17 protein-coding genes are annotated in these 17,588 nt (G+C 59.6%); 5 read left to right on the forward strand and 12 right to left on the reverse strand.

What is annotated here, in order from left to right; genetic code table 11:
* Positions 1-97: 97 nt before the first annotated feature.
* Entirely contained in the window at positions 98-1,819 is a 1,722-nt protein-coding gene (gene acsA / locus VE23_RS06775) for an acetate--CoA ligase (RefSeq protein ID WP_048746588.1), read from the reverse strand.
* Between the two features lie 270 nt (positions 1,820-2,089).
* Here acsA and VE23_RS06780 point away from each other — a divergent pair, with 270 nt between their 5' ends.
* A complete protein-coding gene (locus tag VE23_RS06780) occupies positions 2,090-2,722 on the forward strand; it encodes a GNAT family N-acetyltransferase (RefSeq protein WP_048746590.1) in 633 nt (210 codons plus the stop codon).
* 19 nt (positions 2,723-2,741) lie between these two features.
* On the forward strand, positions 2,742-3,923 hold the full coding sequence (locus VE23_RS06785) for an acetoin utilization protein AcuC (RefSeq protein WP_049867618.1): 1,182 nt from the start codon (positions 2,742-2,744) through the stop codon (positions 3,921-3,923).
* A gap of 130 nt (positions 3,924-4,053) precedes the next feature.
* On the opposite strand, the gene VE23_RS06790 is transcribed toward VE23_RS06785, so the two are convergent.
* From VE23_RS06790 to VE23_RS06805, 4 genes are all read right to left on the reverse strand, one after another.
* Positions 4,054-4,764: a 5'-methylthioadenosine/adenosylhomocysteine nucleosidase gene (locus VE23_RS06790; protein ID WP_049867619.1), complete on the reverse strand. Its 711-nt coding sequence runs from the start codon at positions 4,762-4,764 to the stop codon at positions 4,054-4,056.
* A complete protein-coding gene (gene ccpA, locus VE23_RS06795; RefSeq protein ID WP_049867620.1) occupies positions 4,761-5,771 on the reverse strand; it encodes a catabolite control protein A in 1,011 nt (336 codons plus the stop codon). Before ccpA ends, VE23_RS06790 begins: the two co-directional genes overlap by 4 nt.
* A 92-nt stretch (positions 5,772-5,863) precedes the next feature.
* On the reverse strand, positions 5,864-6,202 hold the full coding sequence (ytxJ, locus tag VE23_RS06800; RefSeq protein WP_048746595.1) for a bacillithiol system redox-active protein YtxJ: 339 nt from the start codon (positions 6,200-6,202) through the stop codon (positions 5,864-5,866).
* Between the two features lie 55 nt (positions 6,203-6,257).
* Positions 6,258-6,641, reverse strand: coding sequence for a hypothetical protein (locus VE23_RS06805; RefSeq protein WP_332310158.1), 384 nt, complete (start codon positions 6,639-6,641; stop codon positions 6,258-6,260).
* 328 nt (positions 6,642-6,969) lie between these two features.
* On the opposite strand from VE23_RS06805, the gene VE23_RS06810 reads away from it, so the two are divergent.
* Positions 6,970-7,497, forward strand: coding sequence for a type 1 glutamine amidotransferase domain-containing protein (locus VE23_RS06810; RefSeq protein WP_021878345.1), 528 nt, complete (start codon positions 6,970-6,972; stop codon positions 7,495-7,497).
* Between the two features lie 71 nt (positions 7,498-7,568).
* Here VE23_RS06810 and ptsP read toward each other — a convergent pair whose 3' ends face one another.
* The 5 genes from ptsP to VE23_RS06835 form a co-directional block, all read right to left on the reverse strand.
* Positions 7,569-9,326, reverse strand: coding sequence for a phosphoenolpyruvate--protein phosphotransferase (ptsP, locus tag VE23_RS06815; RefSeq protein ID WP_021878344.1), 1,758 nt, complete (start codon positions 9,324-9,326; stop codon positions 7,569-7,571).
* Positions 9,323-11,218 (reverse strand): glucose PTS transporter subunit IIA, encoded by a 1,896-nt coding sequence (locus VE23_RS06820; protein ID WP_048746599.1) that lies wholly within the window; start codon positions 11,216-11,218, stop codon positions 9,323-9,325. Before VE23_RS06820 ends, ptsP begins: the two co-directional genes overlap by 4 nt.
* Before the next feature lie 182 nt (positions 11,219-11,400).
* Positions 11,401-11,829 carry a CoA-binding protein gene (locus tag VE23_RS06825; RefSeq protein WP_049867621.1) on the reverse strand — a complete coding sequence of 143 codons (429 nt, stop codon included), beginning with the start codon at positions 11,827-11,829 and terminating at the stop codon, positions 11,401-11,403.
* Between the two features lie 46 nt (positions 11,830-11,875).
* Entirely contained in the window at positions 11,876-13,174 is a 1,299-nt protein-coding gene (gene aroA / locus VE23_RS06830; protein WP_049867622.1) for a 3-phosphoshikimate 1-carboxyvinyltransferase, read from the reverse strand.
* Between the two features lie 37 nt (positions 13,175-13,211).
* Positions 13,212-13,766 carry a shikimate kinase gene (locus VE23_RS06835; protein ID WP_232316822.1) on the reverse strand — a complete coding sequence of 185 codons (555 nt, stop codon included), beginning with the start codon at positions 13,764-13,766 and terminating at the stop codon, positions 13,212-13,214.
* Between the two features lie 137 nt (positions 13,767-13,903).
* On the opposite strand from VE23_RS06835, the gene VE23_RS06840 reads away from it, so the two are divergent.
* The gene (locus VE23_RS06840; RefSeq protein ID WP_048746607.1) at positions 13,904-14,203 is read left to right on the forward strand and encodes a hypothetical protein; all 300 of its coding nucleotides are present in this window, start codon (positions 13,904-13,906) and stop codon (positions 14,201-14,203) included.
* A 49-nt stretch (positions 14,204-14,252) separates the two neighbouring features.
* Here VE23_RS06840 and gndA read toward each other — a convergent pair whose 3' ends face one another.
* Both gndA and VE23_RS06850 read right to left on the reverse strand, forming a co-directional pair.
* Positions 14,253-15,674 carry an NADP-dependent phosphogluconate dehydrogenase gene (gene gndA / locus VE23_RS06845; protein ID WP_048746608.1) on the reverse strand — a complete coding sequence of 474 codons (1,422 nt, stop codon included), beginning with the start codon at positions 15,672-15,674 and terminating at the stop codon, positions 14,253-14,255.
* A gap of 344 nt (positions 15,675-16,018) precedes the next feature.
* Positions 16,019-16,615 (reverse strand): hypothetical protein, encoded by a 597-nt coding sequence (locus VE23_RS06850; RefSeq protein WP_021877190.1) that lies wholly within the window; start codon positions 16,613-16,615, stop codon positions 16,019-16,021.
* Positions 16,616-16,896: 281 nt separating this feature from the next.
* Between VE23_RS06850 and VE23_RS06855 the strand changes: the two genes are divergently transcribed.
* Positions 16,897-17,583 carry a YktB family protein gene (locus VE23_RS06855; protein ID WP_083436433.1) on the forward strand — a complete coding sequence of 229 codons (687 nt, stop codon included), beginning with the start codon at positions 16,897-16,899 and terminating at the stop codon, positions 17,581-17,583.
* Positions 17,584-17,588 lie beyond the last annotated feature (5 nt).

Genomic DNA, 17,588 nt, shown 5'->3' on the forward strand with positions numbered 1-17,588 from the left:
AAAAACGCCCCGACGGGGCGTTTTTTTTGTTGCCATCCTCCTCATTCTGCGAAAAAACAGCCTCCCGGCAAATCCGCCGGGAGGCTGTTGCTCTTGTTTAGTCTTCAATGGTGGAAAGATCGCCTGTAGGCAGATTCAGTTCCCAAGCCTTCAGTACGCGCCTCATGATTTTGCCGCTGCGCGTCTTCGGAAGCTTATCCTTGAATTCGATCTCGCGCGGGGACGCATGCGCCGACAGGCCGATTTTGACGAAGCGGGCGATGTCCGCCTTCAGCTCGTCGGAAGGCTCGAAGCCTTCGCGCAGCGAGATGAACGCCTTGATGATCTCGCCGCGCATCGGGTCGGGCTTGCCGATGACGCCGGCTTCGGCGACAGCCGGATGCTCCACGAGCTTGCTCTCCACCTCGAACGGGCCGACCCGCTCGCCGGAGGTGTTGATGACGTCGTCGATCCGTCCCTGGAACCAGAAGTAGCCTTCATCGTCCCGATAAGCCGAATCTCCGGAAATATACCAGCCCGGAATGTGGAAGTATTCCTCGTATTTGGAAGGATTGTTCCAGACCGCGCGCATCATGGACGGCCATGGCGTGCGGATCGCCAGATTGCCCATCTGGAACGGCGGCAGCTCGCTGCCGGAATCGTCGATGATCGCCGCTTGGACGCCCGGCAGCGGACGACCCATGGAGCCCGGCTTGATCTCCATCGCCGGATAGTTGCAGATCAGCTGTCCGCCGGTTTCGGTCATCCACCACGTATCATGGATGCGCTGGCCATAGACCTTAAGGCCCCAGCGGACCACTTCCGGATTTAGCGGCTCGCCGACGCTGAGCACATGGCGCAGGGAGGACAGGTCGAACTGGGTCGACACGTCGTCTCCTGCCCCCATCAGCATCCGGAAGGCGGTCGGCGCGCTGTACCATACCGTGACGCCATAACGCTGGATCGTCGTGTACCAGTCCTGAGGACTGAACCGGCCGCCGCGGATGACGTTCGTCGCTCCGTTGAGCCATGGCGCGAAAATGCCGTAGGACGTTCCCGTCACCCAGCCCGGGTCGGCCGTGCACCAGTAGACGTCGTCTTCCTTGAGGTCAAGGACGACCCGGCCGGTGTGGTAATGCTGGATCATGGCGTTATGGACGTGGTAGACGCCCTTCGGCTTGCCGGTAGAACCGGAAGTATAGTGGAGAAGAAGTCCGTCCTCGCGGTCCACCCATTCGATCTCGGCTTCGTCGGAAGCCGCCTTCATTTCCTCGTGGTAGGAAATGGTGCCCTCCGGGTTCTCCGACGGGCTGACGACGATAATATGCTTGAGCTCGGGCAGCTCGTCGCGCTTGATGCGCGGAAGAAGCGCTGGCGTCGTCACGATCGCCACCGCTCCGCTGTCCGCGAGCCTGTCCTTGACCGCCGTCTCCATGAAGGCCTCGAAAAGAGGCCCTACGACGACACCGGTCTTGAGCGAGCCGAGTAGGGCTACGTACAGCTCCGGAGTGCGCGGCATGAAAATGAAAAGCCGGTCTCCCTTGGCCAGGCCGTGCTTGCGGAGAACGTTGGAGAAGCGGTTCGACAGCAGGCTGAGCTCCTCGAAGGTATACGACTCATCCCGCTCCGGGTCGCTGTAATGCAGAGCGGTCTTCTGCCCTCTGCCTTCTCCGATATGGCGGTCGATAGCCTCATGCGCCATGTTGACCTTGCCGGTCTCGTGCCAGGTGAAATGCTTCTCCACCCCGCTCCAGTCAAAGTCCCGGTAACATTGCTCGTAATCGGCCATATTGGGAGATTTCGCGGTTACAGCCAGCTTTTCCTGATGGTCAATCGACATGCTAATCACCTTCCATAGTCGTCGTCTTTTAGGGCAAATGGAAATCGGATGCGCTTTCAAACACAGGGTGAAACGCGGTTCATGTCGCTAACTAGTATAGCATAATGGAAATGTATGCGCCTACTTCTATCGAAATTTACCCCTTTCGCTTGAAAAATCCCCCTCATGGGGAAGGACCGTCCTTTTCATCCCTACTTTTTTCTGCTATAAGTGATAAGAGGCAAAGACGGCTTGCCGATTGGCCACTAGAAGCTTGAAGGAGCGATAACGTTGGAACATATCAAGCGTTACCATTCCCAAACGATACCTTTTCAAGGCAGAAGCTTGGATATAGAGGGTCCCGTCGAGCCCGGCCGCCTGGCGGACTGGACGATGCATCCGGGACTGAACGCATTCCGCCGGCCGGCCGAGCAGCAGACCGCCCTGGTGGAGATCGCCGGCTTGCCGGAAGGGCGCATCATCGTGGCGCGGGACGGAGATGTCGTCGTAGGCTATGTCACCTTCCACTATCCGGACGAGCTCGAGCGCTGGTCGGAAGGCGGCATGGACGATCTGATCGAGCTCGGGGCGGTAGAAGTCGCAGCCGAATACCGCTCGGTCGGGCTGGGCAAGAAAATGATCCGGCTCGCGTTCATGGAGGATCAGCTGGAGAACAGCATTATTTATACGACCGAATATTATTGGCATTGGGATCTGGAAGGAACGGGACTCGGCATCTGGGAATACCGCTCCATGATGGAGAAACTGATGAAATCCGTCGGCATGGTCTGGTACGCGACGGACGATCCCGAAATCTGCTCGCATCCGGCCAACTGCCTGATGGTCCGCATCGGCAAGCAGGTTCCGCTCGATTCCGTGGAGCAGTTCGACCGGGTCCGGTTCAGGCAGCGGTTCATGTACTGACGCTCTCAGGAGGAAGATCATGAAGGATACAGCCCTATTCATCCGTTCATCCGGCGCGAGCCGGTATAAATTCAATGATGAGCATCCCTTCAACCCGCTTCGTCTGGAGCTTGCAGGCTCCTTGCTTGAAACGGCCGGCGCTCTTTCTCCCGACATGGTTTTGGAAGCGCATTCCGCGCAAGACATCGAGCTCGAGAGGATTCACCGCGCCGATTATATGGATGCGGTCCTCAAGCTCAGTGTTCGGGCTCCGCATCCTGATTCCCTCGCCTTGGCTGCCCGTTACGGACTGACTACGGAGGATACGCCTTACTTCGAAGGCATGCATGAGGCTGCCGCTGCCATCAGCGGCGGCTCCATCCTCGCGGCGGAGACCGTCATGTCGGGGCGGGCGCTGCATGCCTACCATATGGGAGGCGGCTTGCATCATGCGTTTCCGGGCCATGGCTCCGGCTTCTGCGTCTATAACGACGCTGCCGTGGCTATCGCGGCCGTGAAGGACAAATACAAGGCGCGGATTTTGTATATCGATACGGACGTCCATCATGGGGACGGAGTCCAGTACGCTTTCTATGAAGATCCCGACGTGTTCACGTATTCCATCCACGAGACCGGCAAGTACTTGTTCCCCGGTACCGGCTTCACGCACGAGAAGGGCATCGACAAGGGATATGGAGCCTGCTGCAACATCCCTCTGCAGCCTTACACGGAGGATGAATCGTGGCTGGAGGCGTTCTCGGAGTCGATCACTCGCGTCGCCAGAGCGTTCAAGCCGGATCTCATCGTCAGCCAGCACGGCTGCGACGCGCATGCCTTCGATCCGCTCTCTCATATACATTGCAGCATGAGGATTTATCTGGAGATGCCCCGCATCATCCATGAGCTCGCCCACGAGCATTGCGGCGGACGCTGGGTCGCTCTCGGCGGCGGGGGATACGATCTATGGAAGGTCGTTCCAAGAGCCTGGTCGCTCGTCTGGATGGCGATGTCCGATCATGAGATCTCGAGCCGGCTCGCTGCCGCTCCTTCCTCCCCCGCTCCGCTCCCGGAGCAATGGCTGAGCCGCTGGCAGCCGCTTAGTCCGGAGCCGCTGCCGGAACATTGGCTCGATCCCCTCGACATCTGGGAGCCTATGCCGAGGCGCGAAGAAATTCGCCTTCAGAACCGCGCCGCCTGGGAACTGGCCGTTCAGGACTTATAGCAGCCGCATCCTCCTGGCAGGACAGACCACTCGCGTTCGAACGGAGGCTGCCGCCATTCGGAAAGCCTTCTGCGCAATTGAAAAAAAGCCCCATCCTTCCCAAGGGAAGAATGAGGCTGCCGAACGAAGATCAAGCCTGCTGGAGACTGCGCACCATGCCTTCGATGACGGCATAGGACTGGCCGGCGGCCAGCACGGTGAACTCGGCGAAATTCATATGCGCGCTGCCGTCAGCCTGATCCGACATGGAGCGGATCACGACATAGGGAATGCCGTTCATATGCGCGACTTGAGCGACGGCAGCGCCTTCCATCTCGGCGCAGGCGCCCTGGAAGACGTCGCGAAGGCTCTGCACCTTGTCGCGGCTCGCGATGAACTGGTCGCCCGACAGGACGACGCCTTCGAGCACACGGCCATTCACCGCATCGCGGCTCGCCCGGACAGCAAGACTGCGCAGCTCCTCATCCGCCGGAAAGACGGAGATTTCCTGGTAAGGAATCGCCCCCGGAGCGAAGCCGAGCGCCGTGACGTCCATATCATGCTGGACGCAGGCGGTGGACACGACGATGTCTCCGATCGTCAGGCTGGAATCGACAGCCCCTGCGACGCCCGTGAAGAGGATGCATTCCGCCCCCAGATCGATGAGCGCCTGCGTGCATACCGCGGCATTGACCTTGCCGACACCGGACTTGACCGCGATGATGTTCATGCCATGGAGCGTCCCGCGATAAAAGACGAGGCCGGCCTTGACCATCTCCGATTCCATCTGCGCATGGCGGTGAAGCAGCTCCAGCTCCTCTGCCATCGCTCCGATGATGCCGATCGTGCGATAGATGCTCATTGCTTCGGAGCTCCTACCGACTGCCGTTTGACGAGCTCATGAGGGAGGATCACCTTGGACTGCTCGACCGGCTCCTTTTTCATCAGCTTGGTCAGCAGGCGCATCGACACGGCGCCGATGTCATACATCGGCTGGGCAACCGCAGACAGCTGCGGACGCACCATGGAAGCCATGCGGCTGTTGTCCACACTGATGACGGAGATGTCATGCGGCACTTTGAGTCCTTTGTCCTGAATCGCATGGATAGCCCCGATAGCCATCTCGTCCGTTGCCGCGAATACAGCTGTCGGAAGCTTGTCCTTGGCGAGGAAATGGTTCATCGCCTCCACTCCGGACTCGTACCGGTAATTCCCGATGCGGACACTGTCCTCGCTGTAGGCGATGCCGTTCTCTTGCAAAGCGCGTTTGTAGCCGTGGAACCTCGCATAACCGTTCGACGGATCCTGCAAAGTGCCGCCGATCATGGCGATGTCGGCATGCCCTTGGTCCAGAAGATGCTTGACCGCATCATGCGCGGCATCCTCATGGTCGATGTCCACCGACGCGATGATTCCCTGCTCGTCCGTCGTCGCACAGAGCACGACAGGCACGTTCGCCGTCTTGAACGCCTGGAGATGCTCCTCCGTCACGGCGCCGCCCATGAACAGCAAGCCGTCGACCTGCTTCTCTAGAAGCGTGTTGATGACGCGGATCTCCTTGTCCTTGCGCTTGTCCGCATTGCAAAGAATGATATTGTAATGGTACATGTTCGCGATGTCTTCGATGCCGCGGGCAACCTCGGCAAAGTTGGAATTGGAGATGTCGGGAATGACGACACCGACCGTCGTCGTCTTCTTGCTCGCAAGTCCCCTGGCTACGGCATTCGGGCGGTATCCGAGCCGTTCAATCGCCTCATAGACCTTCTTGCGGGTCTGCGGCTTGACATTGGGGTTGTTGTTGACGACCCGGGAGACCGTAGCCATCGACACTCCCGCTTCTCTTGCTACATCGTAAATGGTTACAGTCACGGTTCCTTCTCTCCATTGTAAACGAATTTATTGGCAGGCTTTACCCCTTTACATTACGGTAATCATACGACAAATACCGTGCTTATGCAATGTCAGCGAGCATTCTCGGACAGCGCCGTTTCCGTGATATTCCAATGGGAAGTGTTCCATTCCGCCTTGCCGTTCCGGATCAGGATCGCTTGCGGAGAAGCATGCTTCACCCCGAGCTCCTCGGCGATGACATTGGATACCGGACGCTCCTCGATGACGCGGACGAGAGCCGTCTCGACTCCTTCTCCCTTGCTTCCTTCGTGCCAGCGGGTCCATTCCTCGATAGCGCCTGCGCTCACCGAACAGCTTGTGCTGTGCTTGAATACGAGCACCGGCTTCTCGTGGGACAGCTCCAAAATCTGTTTCCAATCTTCCATCGTGTGCAATTGCTTGCTGCTCATACGCCACACTCCTTATTGTCGTTTATCTGGCTGGGGTCTTTCGGGCTTCCATCGGCTATGTATGCATCATGCAGCGGCTCAGCTGGCCGAGCCTCTTCTCGATTTCCTGCCTCCATGCTTCGTCTCCGACCGAACCCGCGATAAGCAGCAGCTCCAGCAAGGAATCGATCCGTTCGCCGACGATCTGCTGAACAGCCGCTGGATCCGGACTCTTTCGCTTCGAAGAAGCTTCTACAAGTAAATCTGCCCACTCGTTAAGCTCGTTAAACAAGAAGGTCTGCTTGCCGGGTTCTTCGCCAAGCTGGCCGATCAAGCCGGTCAGATCCGGCTTCACCTCGGGAAGCACCTCGCTGCGGCCGCAGCCGGCGCACGAATAAATGGGAACATTGTCGATTTCCACTTTATTCGAGTAGATAACCGTTCTTAATTTCATGTTCATTTTATGGCCGCAAGAACAGGGTTTATGCATCGAAAAGTCCGCTCCTTCGTCAACGCGCCTGCCTATCTCCGCCTCAAGCCCCTGAAGGGGCGGCAGCAAATCAGCACGGGCGCAGTGTCGCTTGCCTCCTTACTTCGACCTTTTTCGCCTGTTTTCCTGCCGGGAGGGCATATGCAATTTCTGTAAAATAAATGGGCCGCTTCGGCTCCCTCCATCGCCCGGGGATCGGCAGGATCTGAAAGCCGTTTGCGCCTCCGGGCCGGCTGCCTTACAATGAACCGAGAGCCCGGCCTATCCCGAGACAGGCCTTACAGAGGAGGAATGCAAGTTGACCTTGCAAGGAAAGCGCGTCATCTGCCTGATCGACGATGAATTCGAGGATCTCGAGCTGTGGTACCCCGTCTACCGCGTGCGTGAAGAAGGAGCGGAGGTTCTGTTCGCCGGTCCGGAAAAAGGAAAGGTCCATATCGGCAAATACGGCGTGCCGGCAACGGCCGATCTGTCCTACGGCGAGCTCGAACCCGGCGGCATCGACGGCCTTCTCGTCCCGGGAGGATGGGCGCCGGACAAAATCCGCCGCTACCCCGAAGTGCTGAAGCTCGTGCAGGAAATGGACGCCGGCGGCAAGCCGATCGGCCAGATCTGCCATGCGGGCTGGGTGCTCGTTTCCGCCAAGATTCTGCAAGGCCGTACGGTGACCTCGACTCCAGGCATCCGGGACGATATGGAAAATGCCGGAGCGCGCTGGGTGGATGAAGCGGTCGTCGTCGACGGCAACCTCGTCTCCGCGCGCCGTCCGCCCGACCTGCCGCCTTATGCGAAGGCATTCGTAGAGGCGCTGAAGCAGCGGAGCTGAAGCTGTCCTGTTCGCAGCGAATGGAAGGAAAAAGAACCCTTGCCGAAGCAAGGGTTCTTTTTGAGCTGCCGTCATTCGCTTCCGGCAGCCGTCCTTACCTTGGAGCCGTCTGCGTTGTCCCTGCTCAGCTCCAGCAGCCGCTTGACCTCGGAGGTCGTGCCGCAAGCCATCACTTCCGCATATACGTTCCGGCTGTCCCGCTGGGTCGTCTGCAACAGCCGCTCCTTGACATGGAGAATGGAATGCGACGACATGCTCAGCTCGTCGACATCCATGCCGAGCCAGACGGGAAGCGCCCTGGCGTCACCGGCCAGCTCGCCGCATACGCCGACGTGGATGCCCGCCGCCCGCGCAGCCTCCACCGTCGTCCGCAGCATGCGCAGAACGGCTGGATGGAGCGGCTCGTACAGATGCGAGATTTTATCGTTCATCCGGTCGACAGCCAGCGTGAACTGGACGAGGTCATTCGTCCCGATGCTGAAGAAATCGACTTCGCGGGCCAGCAGATCGGCGATCATGACCGCAGCCGGAAGCTCGATCATGATTCCTGCGGGTATCGCCTTGTTGTAAGGCTTGCCCTCCGCCTCGAGCTCCTGCATCGACTCGCGGAGCAGGGCGTTGGCAGCTCTGACCTCCTCCACGGAAGAGATCAACGGGTACATCACCTTCACATTGCCGTAATGGGACGCCCTCAGAATCGCCCGCAGCTGGGTCTTGAACAGATCCTTGCGATCGAGGCTGATCCGGATCGCCCGGTAGCCAAGGAACGGATTCTCTTCCTCCGGAAGCTCGAAGTAGTCCAGATGCTTGTCGCCCCCGATATCCAGCGTGCGGATGATCAGCGGCTTCCCGTCGAGCTTCTCGGCTACGCTCCGGTACACCTCATACTGCTCCTCTTCCTTGGGGAAGCGGGTGCGGTCCATGTATAGGAACTCGGTCCGGAACAGGCCGACGCCGTGCGCTCCGCTCGTGAGAGCGACTTCAAGCTCCTTGAGCGAGCTGATGTTGGCCGACAGCTCCAGATGCTTGCCGTCCGGGGTGGACGTGTCGAGATGGGCGATGCCGAGCAGCCGGTCATGCTCTTCGGTCTGGCGGCTGCGCAGAGCCGCGAACGCCTGGACGGCTTCCTCGCCCGGATTGAGCTCCACATACCCCGTAGATCCGTCGATGATCAGGACGTCCCCGGTCGCGATGCTCTCTTCCAGCCTGCTGTCGAGTCCCACGATGAGCGGAATGCCGAGCGCCCGGGCCATGATCGCGGAATGCGAGGTTGTGCTGCCGCCGAAAGTGGCGATGCCGAGCACGTTCTGAGGATTGATATGGGCAAGCTGCGAAGGAGACAGCTCCTTGGCGACGAGGATGTACGGCTGCGTGTCCGAGGGCAGCGTAATCTCGGGCGCGCCGAGCAGATGCTTGAGGAGGCGGTTGCCGACATCCTTGATATCCAGCGCCCGCTCCTTCATGTATTCGTCGTCAAGCAAGTCGAACATCGTGACGAAATGGTCGATCGCTTCCTTGACCGCCACCTCGGCCGCTTTGTACTGCCGCTCGATCATCCCCTGAATCTCGTTCATGAAGACGGGATCGTCGAGTATCGCGAGATGGGCATCGAAAATGCTCCGCTCATCCGGGCCGACAACCTCCCGCAGCTCATCCTTCATCTGCTCGATCTCGACCTTGGAGGTGCGGATGCCTTCGTACAGCCGCTCGAATTCGCGGGCAAGATCCGCGACGTCGATTCTTTGCTCCGGCAAATCCCATTCCCAGTTCGGCAGCACAAAACATTTCCCGATCGCGATCCCGGAAGAAGCTCCGATTCCTTGCATCATGGCCTGATCCCTCCAACATGACTATCCTTGCGTTCTTTCAGCATTACGGACATGACCGGCGACTGCCCCTTCTTCACCGACTTGAAGGCTCCGAAGCCCCAGGAGCGGACCAGCTGGGAATTCGTGATGACCATCGGAGTGGCCAGCGACTTGCTTTTCGCCCGCAGCTTCTGCAAATCAAAGGAAATGAGCAGCTGGCCGGGCGCAACGTCGTCGCCTTCCTTCACGGCTGCCTGGAAATAGCTGCCGTCCTTGAGCGAGGAAGTATCGATTCCGATATGGAGCAGCACCTCCAGCCCTTCCTCGGTGCGGAGGCCGATGGCATGCATCGTCGGATATAAAATGATGACCTTGCCGCGCACCGGCGCCACCAGCTCGCCCCGATCCGGCAGGAAGGCGACTCCATCGCCGACAAGCTTGCCGGAGAAGATCGGATCCGGCACTTCCTCCAGCGGAATCATTCGGCCTTGAACTGGAGAGCTGAATAAAACCTGGGCGGAGTCCCGCTGCATCGTCTTGACGATTTCTTCCCGGATCAGCTCCGAGAACGTGCCGAATACGATCTGCACGTTGCCTCCGCCGAGCCGGATGACGCCGGCAGCTCCCAGATCCCGCAGCGCCGTGTTGTCCAGCAGGCGGTCGTTCTTCAGCTTCAGCCGCAGGCGCGTGATGCAGGCTTCCATCGTATCGAGGTTGGCCTTGCCCCCGATCGCCTGGAGGATGAGCGGCGCCCTGGACGGGATATCCTCCGCCCAGTCGTCGAGGGCCGATCCTTCCTCGCGGCCCGGCGTCGGGATTCGGAAGCGCCGGATCGCCCAGCGGAACAGTCCATAGTACAGAATGAACACGATCACGCCGATCGGAAGCAGCAGCCAACCCTTCGTGGCCAGATGCATGTTCAGAATGTAATCGATGGCTCCGGCCGAGAAAGAGAATCCGTGCAGAATGCCCAGCTCGTAGACCAGCCACATGATGACGCCGGACAGCAGCGCATGGATGACGAACAGGTAGGGCGCGACGAACAGAAAGGCGAATTCGACCGGCTCGGACACGCCGGTCAGGAACGACGCAAGCGCAGCCGTCAAAAACGTCTTGCGGATCTTCGGCTTGAGGTCCTCCCTGGCCTCCTGGATGATGGCGATGGCGATGGCCGGGAGAGCGAACATCATCGTCGGGTACAAGCCCGCCATGAACGCTCCGGCCGTCGGATCTCCCGCAAAAAAGCGCGGCAGGTCCCCGTTCACCATCTCGCCCGACGGCAGCCGAAAGCCGCCGACCTGGAACCAGAAAACGTGGTTGAGCAGATGATGAAGCCCGAACACGACGAGAATGCGGTGCAGGAAGCCATACAGAAATACTCCGAAGCCTCCGGCGGAGGATACCACGTCTCCGAGCAGCAGCAGTCCTTTGCCCAGCAGCGGAGCGATTCCGATCATCGCGACCGAGAACAGCACCGAGACGAAGCTGACGAAGAGAGGGACGAAACGAGGCCCTCCGAAAAATTGTATGTACTCGGGCAGCCGGATAGATTTGAATCGTTCATAACTGTATCCCGAAAGCATGCCGATGAGCGCGCCGATGAGGACGGTCGGCTCGATATCGTAGTGGCTGTACTTGACGATGCCCGTATAGATGAACATGCCCGCCAGCGCCGACAAGGCCGATGCTCCCCCGTTGCTGGAGGTTCCCCAGGCAACGCCGGCAGCGAACAAATACGGCAGGAAGGCGAACAGCGAATACCCGGCAACGGATAAATATTCCCCCAGCGACGGCAGTCCGACCGATTCCCATGGAAGCGTGCTTAAGCTCAGGCAGATGGCTGCGGCAGGCAGAATGATCATCGGCAGCATGACCGCACGGCCGAGCTGCTGCAGATTGCCCATGAATTTCATGCTGGACCTCCTATTCCGATCGCTCGCGCGTCCGCATATGACGGCTCCGCCCGAGGTCTATGAGTATGGTAAGCGTTTCATTTCCCTTTGTCAAAAGCAAAAAGGCAGGCCCTCAAAGGTCCTGCCCCATGCCGGCACATTCGAGAAAGGCAGCGTCGCAAGCAAACGCTCCCCCAGTCCGTCTAGCCGCCGATTGCCGGCCGGAGAATGGAATCCTCGACCTTGATGCAGCGGTCCATGATGACCGTCAAGCCGCCCGCTTGGGCGATGTCGGCCGCTTCCTCGCTGTAGACACCGAGCTGCAGCCAGAGCACCTTGGCGCCGGCCTGCACCGCTTCGCGGGCGATGTCAGGCGTGAACTCGCTGCGCCTGAACACGTTCACGATGCCGATCGGCTCCGGCACGTCCAGCAGCGAGGCGTAGCTCGTCTCGCCGAGTATGGCGGGAGCTGCGGGATTGACGGGAATGATCCGGTAGCCCCGCTCCTTCATGGCGGCGGATACGGAATGGGATGTCCGCTCCGGGTTGTCGGACAGTCCGACGACGGCAACGACAGGATTCTGTTCGAGAAGCTTCTTGATTTCGTCCCTGGCGGGGTTTTCAAATGCCATGTGCAAGCCCTCCCTTTCAAGTTAACTTAACCATGATAGAGAATATTTACTTGGATTCCGTCCATTCCACCTGCGCGCCGAGCGCCTGCAAATGATCGAAATAGATCGGATAGGACTTCGCGACATGATGCGCATCCTTGATCCGCAGCGGCTTGCGGCAGCGCAGGCCGACGACGGTCAGCGCCATGATGACCCGGTGGTCGTAATGGGCGTTGATTTCCACGCCGCCCTCGAGCCCTTCCGGCTTGCCGTGCACGATGATCTCGTCGCGCTTCTCCTCGACGTCGGCGCCGGCCTTGCGGAGCTCCGCCAAGTAGTCGGTGATGCGGTCGCATTCCTTGTAGCGGAGATTCTCGACATTGTAGAACCGGGAGGTGCCTTCGGCGTGGACGGCTGCCGCGACCATGGCCAGCACCGCGTCGGTCGCCGCGTCTCCGTCGAATTCAACCGCCTTGAGGCGTCCGTTGCCGCGGACCCGGATGTCGCCGTCCTTATGCTCCAGAGGCACCTCCATCATGCGCAGCACGTCGACAACGGCGCGCTCGCCCTGGCGGCTCTTCTCCGGAAGCCCATGGATGACGACATCCGAGCGGGTCACCGCCGCAGCAGCCAGCACGGCGGCCGATCCGGGATAATCGCCCTGCACCCGGTACGTCCGGGCGGCATAGCGCTGCCCTCCGGGAATTCGGTAGCTCATGAGATCTTCGGACGCTTCGATGACGATTCCCGCCTCCTCCAGCACTTCGAGCGTCTGCCCGATGACGACTTTGGACTTGAGGTCATGCAGCACCTGGATCTCGCTGTCCTCCTTCAGGAGAGGCGCGAGGAACAGCAGCGCGCTCAGAAACTGCGAGCTGACGCTGCCCGATACGGTGATGCGGCCGCCCTTGGGGCTGCCGCCGCGGATCGTGATCGGCAGCTTGCCTTCCTGATCGTCCACCTCGACGCCCATCTGGCGCAGGGAATCAATCAGGTCATGATGCGGGCGCTTGCCGAGCGAGTCGGGATACGCGTTCACGAACGTCACCTCCGGGCAGAGAGCGGCGATGCCCATCAGGAAGCGGAGCACAGCTCCGGCGTTGCCTACATTGAGCTCCTTCACGTCGCGCGGGGAGCTCCCGAAGCCCTTAATGACGATCTTCTCGTCATCTTCCTGAAGCTCGGCTCCGAGATCGCGGATGCAGCGGCGCATGGCGTCGCTGTCCTCGCTATGCGCCGGATAGTAGATCGTGCTGGTTCCTTCGGCCAGGGCGGCGACAAGCAAATACCGCGTCGTGTAGTTTTTGGATGAAAGCGCCTGGATGCTGCCCTTGAGCTCCGGCGTAGGCGTTACGATCACGTCCATTGGAGTGTATTCCCCTTTATGCTGGATTGAAATGGAATTATTCTGAAACGCGGTAAAGCCCTGAAGTACCGAGGTAGCCCGACAACACGGATTCGGCGACGGCACCGGGATTCAGGCCGTCCGTATCCACGCTCAGCTGGGCGAAGTCATAGGCTCCGCTGCGGGCTTTCATAAGCTCGCGTACTTTGGCCGCCGGATCTCCGGCCAGCAGTGGTCTGGCCGTGTCGCCGGCGACCCTCTGCACGATGACGGCTTCGCTCGCGTGCAGCGCGGCCACGAAGCCATGCCGCAGCATCAGCTCGCGGTTCGCTTCCGACAGCACCGTTCCTCCGCCCGTGGCGATGACGAGGGGCGTGTCCGCTGTCAGCAGCCGGGTCAATGCCCGGGTTTCCGCTTCGCGGAAATAAGGCTCGCCATGCCGGGCGAACAGCTCCGCAATGGAGCAGCCCTCCTCGGCGACCACCTCGGAATCCGTGTCGGTCCAGCCGTATCCAAGGCGCGCGGCAAGCTGGCCCGCGACGGTGGATTTCCCGGTTCCCATGAAGCCCACGAGAACGATTTTGCTGCGCGAGGGCTGATCTTCTCCGACCACCTGATGCTCACACCTTCCCATGCGATGTCAATCTTTCAAATATCATATCATCAATTGCTAGAGACAGGGTATAAAATTCTTATTTTTCCATATGGATAGAGGAGATCATTCTACCTCTTGAAGGAGGGCGGCCAGCCATGCCGATGGAACAGGGACCGCAGGCGCAATCAGCCCGCAAGCTTCGCCATATCCTCGATCCTGGATCGTCATTATGCCGGGAAGATGTCGTGTGGGCGCTGGATTATATCAAAAAAAAGGTGGCCGACGAAGATTCCGCCCTAGCGGAATTATCGCAGCCACGCTTGCTCAAAAACTATCGGGGATTCGCCGAAGCGGCCATGAGCCTGCTGGCTTCGCCGCGCACCGGACCGCTTGAGGCGGACCGGCTGCGAGGCATGCTTCGCGAAGCTCTGCACGGCTTGGAGAGGCAAGGCTGACGCCACGCCTCGCCGGCCTCCTCTTGGACTCCATCCCCGCAGCTTGCCATCAGCCCTCGCTGGATTCCATCCACTCGAAGTGGAACGTTCCTTCCTTGTCCACACGCTCGAACGTGTGGGCGCCGAAGTAGTCGCGCTGCGCCTGAAGCAGGTTGGCCGGCAGGCGCTCCGTGCGATAGCTGTCGAAGTAGGCCAGCGCGCTGGAGAAGCCCGGAACCGGAATGCCGCTCGTTACGGCAGCCGTCACGACTTCGCGCCATGCGCCCTGATACTCCTCTACGACACCTTTGAAGTAATCGTCAAGCAGCAGGTTTTTGAGTCCCGCGTCGCGATCGTACGCATCCTTGATCTTCTGCAGGAAGCGGGCGCGGATGATGCAGCCGCCGCGGAAGATCATGGCGATGTCGCCGTAGCGCAGGTTCCAGTCGAACTCATCGGAAGCCGCGCGCATTTGGGCGAAGCCTTGGGCATAGGAGCAGATCTTGCTCGCGAACAAGGCTTTGCGGACCGCTTCGATGAATGCGGCCTTGTCGCCTTGGTACGGAGCGGCTTGCGGTCCGCTCAGCACTTTGCTTGCATGGACGCGCTCTTCCTTCATGGCGGAGAGGAAGCGGGAGAAGACGGACTGCGTAATGATGGACAGCGGCACGCCGAGATCCAGAGCGCTTTGGCTCGTCCATTTGCCCGTACCTTTTTGGCCGGCGGAGTCGAGAATGACGTCGACCATCGCTTTGCCCGTCTCCGGATCCTTCTTGGAGAAGATGTCGGCTGTGATCTCGATCAGGTAGCTGTCCAGCTCGCCCTTGTTCCACTCCGTGAAAATCTCGTGCAGCTCGTCCGTGGACAGGCCGAGCACGGAGCTCAGAAGGTGGTAGGCTTCGGTGATCAGCTGCATGTCGCCGTACTCGATGCCGTTGTGGACCATCTTGACGTAATGGCCGGCGCCGCCTGGTCCGATGTACGTGCAGCATGGGTCGCCGTTCACTTTGGCGGAAATGCCGGTCAGGATCGGCTCGACGAGCTTGTAGGCCGATTCAGGACCGCCAGGCATGATCGCCGGCCCTTTCAAAGCGCCCTCTTCGCCGCCGGATACGCCGGCGCCGACGAAGCGGAAGCCTTTGGCCTCGAGATCCTTGCTGCGGCGCTCCGTGTCAGGGAAGTAGGCGTTGCCGCCGTCGATGATGATGTCGCCTTCGCTCAGATGGGGAACCAGCTCGTCGATGACGGCGTCCGTCGGACGGCCGGCTTTGACCATGATGAGGATTTTGCGCGGCACTTCAAGGGAAGCGACGAATTCTTCGATCGTGTAGGCAGGGAACAGGTTTTTGCCGGCGGATTCCGCGACAAGCTCGTCCGTCTTTTCGCGGGAACGGTTGTATACCGATACCGTGAAGCCTTTGCTCTCAATGTTAAGCGCGAGGTTCTTGCCCATGACGGCAAGGCCGACGACGCCGATCTGCTGTTTCGACATATTGACCATTCCTTTGCTAAGTTATACAGGCGATACGCACTTCCACTAGTGTACCCTTTTTGTTCCGTTATGCAAGTCATTGTACCATGAACGCCTCCCGAAACGAATCCGGACCAGATGAATATTGGATGAACCCTGGGCCGGAAATGCCGCGGCAAGTTCCAATCCGACCGATCGGCGCGAAACGGGACCCCTTTGACGGCAGTCCGGCAACGCAAAAAAAGCCGGGAGCACAAGGCTCGCCGGCGGCCGCAGGTTTTAAATTGGCTTCGTCCCGACAATGGTTCTCCGTCTCGGCCTTACAGCTCCAGCCGAAGGCCTCCACGACGTTCTCCGTCTCGGCCTTACAGCTCCAGCTGAAGCATTTCGCTTCTCATGACGGCCAGGCGCTCGCGGCTCTCGTCGGCCGCCGCCTCGTCCCCGCTCTTGAGAGCGTCGTGCAGCACGCACAGCTCGTAATCCAGCTCGTAGCGGAGAACGGCAGCCCGCTCTTCGGCCCGAGTCGACTGGAACGACTTGAGAATCTCCTCCAGCGTGACGACTGGACGCTTTTGATAAATGATGCGGTGCTCCATTCCCGACACCTCCACCAATCGGATGATTTCGCCGAACATGATATTTTCAATGACGATCTGACGGTCCTTCATCCGCTTCACGACAGCATGGCCCCGGGTATCGCCAATCAGCTTCTCGATTAATTCCGACAGCTTCTCATCCTTGATGATATAATCCCCCACGATTTTGTAGCGGCTCTTCATTTTTTGGAAGCGCAGCTTGACGAGCTTTCTTCCCGTGCGGATGGAGATCAGGAACTGTGCCTCGGTCTCGCTCCAATACAGGGAATACCCCTCATGAATCAAATCGCGAATGAGATTTTGGATTTGCCGGCGGTCAAATCGCAGCTCCAAATTGCAATACTCCACTTCGTAGCTTTTGTTCACGGCAATCCCTCCCTGTCTGGATAATGTTGACCAAATGTTCTGACAATTTGTTCTTACCTGTAGTTTATACTCCATCTTATGTGCTGGCAACTTGGTTTATTGACTATTTTTCAAGAAAAGGGCTGCCGCCCCCTCTCGATTGGAAGCGGTTACCTGATCAACGTCCCCGCCTTGTCCATATCGGCCCTGCCCTGTGGTATACTATATGGACAAGACAGCCCCGGCATGACCGCTTGAGCGGAATGCGGGGCTCATTATTTCCCCCGAAGGGACGACACTCTATGACAACCTCCGCCACAGCGCCGCAAACCGCTCCTGCCGCTCAGGCTGACGGCCGCATCGCTCCGTTTCCCGGATTTTCCCAAAGCGACTTCGACGTATTCGAGATCCAGGGTCTCGAGCCGCGGATGGAAGCGCTCATCGGCCGCATTCGCCCGAAGCTGGAAGAGCTGGGCCGCCGCATCGCCCCGCTGCTGAGCGTGCTCGCCGGGACTGAATTCTACCCGCATGTGGCCAAGCATGCCAGAAGAACCGTGAATCCCCCCAGCGACACCTGGGTCGCTTTCGCCGCCAACAAGCGCGGCTACAAGGCTCATCCCCATTTCCAGATCGGCCTGTGGGGTACTCATGTCTTCATCCAGTTCGCCGTCATCTACGAGGCTGCCGGCAAGGCTGCCTTCGCCGCAGACGCCCTGAAGCAGCTGGACAGCATCCACTCCGCCATCCCGGACTTCTACGTCTGGTCGGGAGATCATACCGTTCCCGGCGCCGTCGCAGGTTCCGCCCTGGCTCCCGGAGAGCTCGCCTCCTTGTTCGAGCGCCTGCAGAACGTCAAGGCAGCGGAAATTCTGTGCGGCATCCATATCGACCGGCATGACCCTCTCCTGACGGACGGCGAAGCTTTCGTCGCCCGCGCGGAGCAGGTCGTCGAGACGCTCATGCCCCTCTACCGGCTGGCTGTACAATAATCGAA

The organism is Paenibacillus sp. D9 (genome assembly GCF_001188365.1).
Classification (GTDB): domain Bacteria; phylum Bacillota; class Bacilli; order Paenibacillales; family Paenibacillaceae; genus Paenibacillus_O; species Paenibacillus_O humicus.

What these genes read in the sequence shown, in the direction of transcription:
- VE23_RS06840 (WP_048746607.1), top strand. Translation starts at nt 13,904, where the DNA reads ATGCCGATGGAACAGGGACCGCAGGCGCAATCAGCCCGCAAGCTTCGC.
- VE23_RS06855 (WP_083436433.1), top strand. Translation starts at nt 16,897, where the DNA reads ATGACAACCTCCGCCACAGCGCCGCAAACCGCTCCTGCCGCTCAGGCT.
- ptsP (WP_021878344.1), bottom strand. Translation starts at nt 9,326, where the DNA reads ATGATGCAAGGAATCGGAGCTTCTTCCGGGATCGCGATCGGGAAATGT.
- ytxJ (WP_048746595.1), bottom strand. Translation starts at nt 6,202, where the DNA reads ATGAGCAGCAAGCAATTGCACACGATGGAAGATTGGAAACAGATTTTG.
- VE23_RS06790 (WP_049867619.1), bottom strand. Translation starts at nt 4,764, where the DNA reads ATGAGCATCTATCGCACGATCGGCATCATCGGAGCGATGGCAGAGGAG.
- VE23_RS06785 (WP_049867618.1), top strand. Translation starts at nt 2,742, where the DNA reads ATGAAGGATACAGCCCTATTCATCCGTTCATCCGGCGCGAGCCGGTAT.
- gndA (WP_048746608.1), bottom strand. Translation starts at nt 15,674, where the DNA reads ATGTCGAAACAGCAGATCGGCGTCGTCGGCCTTGCCGTCATGGGCAAG.
- acsA (WP_048746588.1), bottom strand. Translation starts at nt 1,819, where the DNA reads ATGTCGATTGACCATCAGGAAAAGCTGGCTGTAACCGCGAAATCTCCC.
- VE23_RS06805 (WP_332310158.1), bottom strand. Translation starts at nt 6,641, where the DNA reads ATGAACATGAAATTAAGAACGGTTATCTACTCGAATAAAGTGGAAATC.
- VE23_RS06820 (WP_048746599.1), bottom strand. Translation starts at nt 11,218, where the DNA reads ATGAAATTCATGGGCAATCTGCAGCAGCTCGGCCGTGCGGTCATGCTG.
- aroA (WP_049867622.1), bottom strand. Translation starts at nt 13,174, where the DNA reads ATGGACGTGATCGTAACGCCTACGCCGGAGCTCAAGGGCAGCATCCAG.
- VE23_RS06825 (WP_049867621.1), bottom strand. Translation starts at nt 11,829, where the DNA reads ATGGCATTTGAAAACCCCGCCAGGGACGAAATCAAGAAGCTTCTCGAA.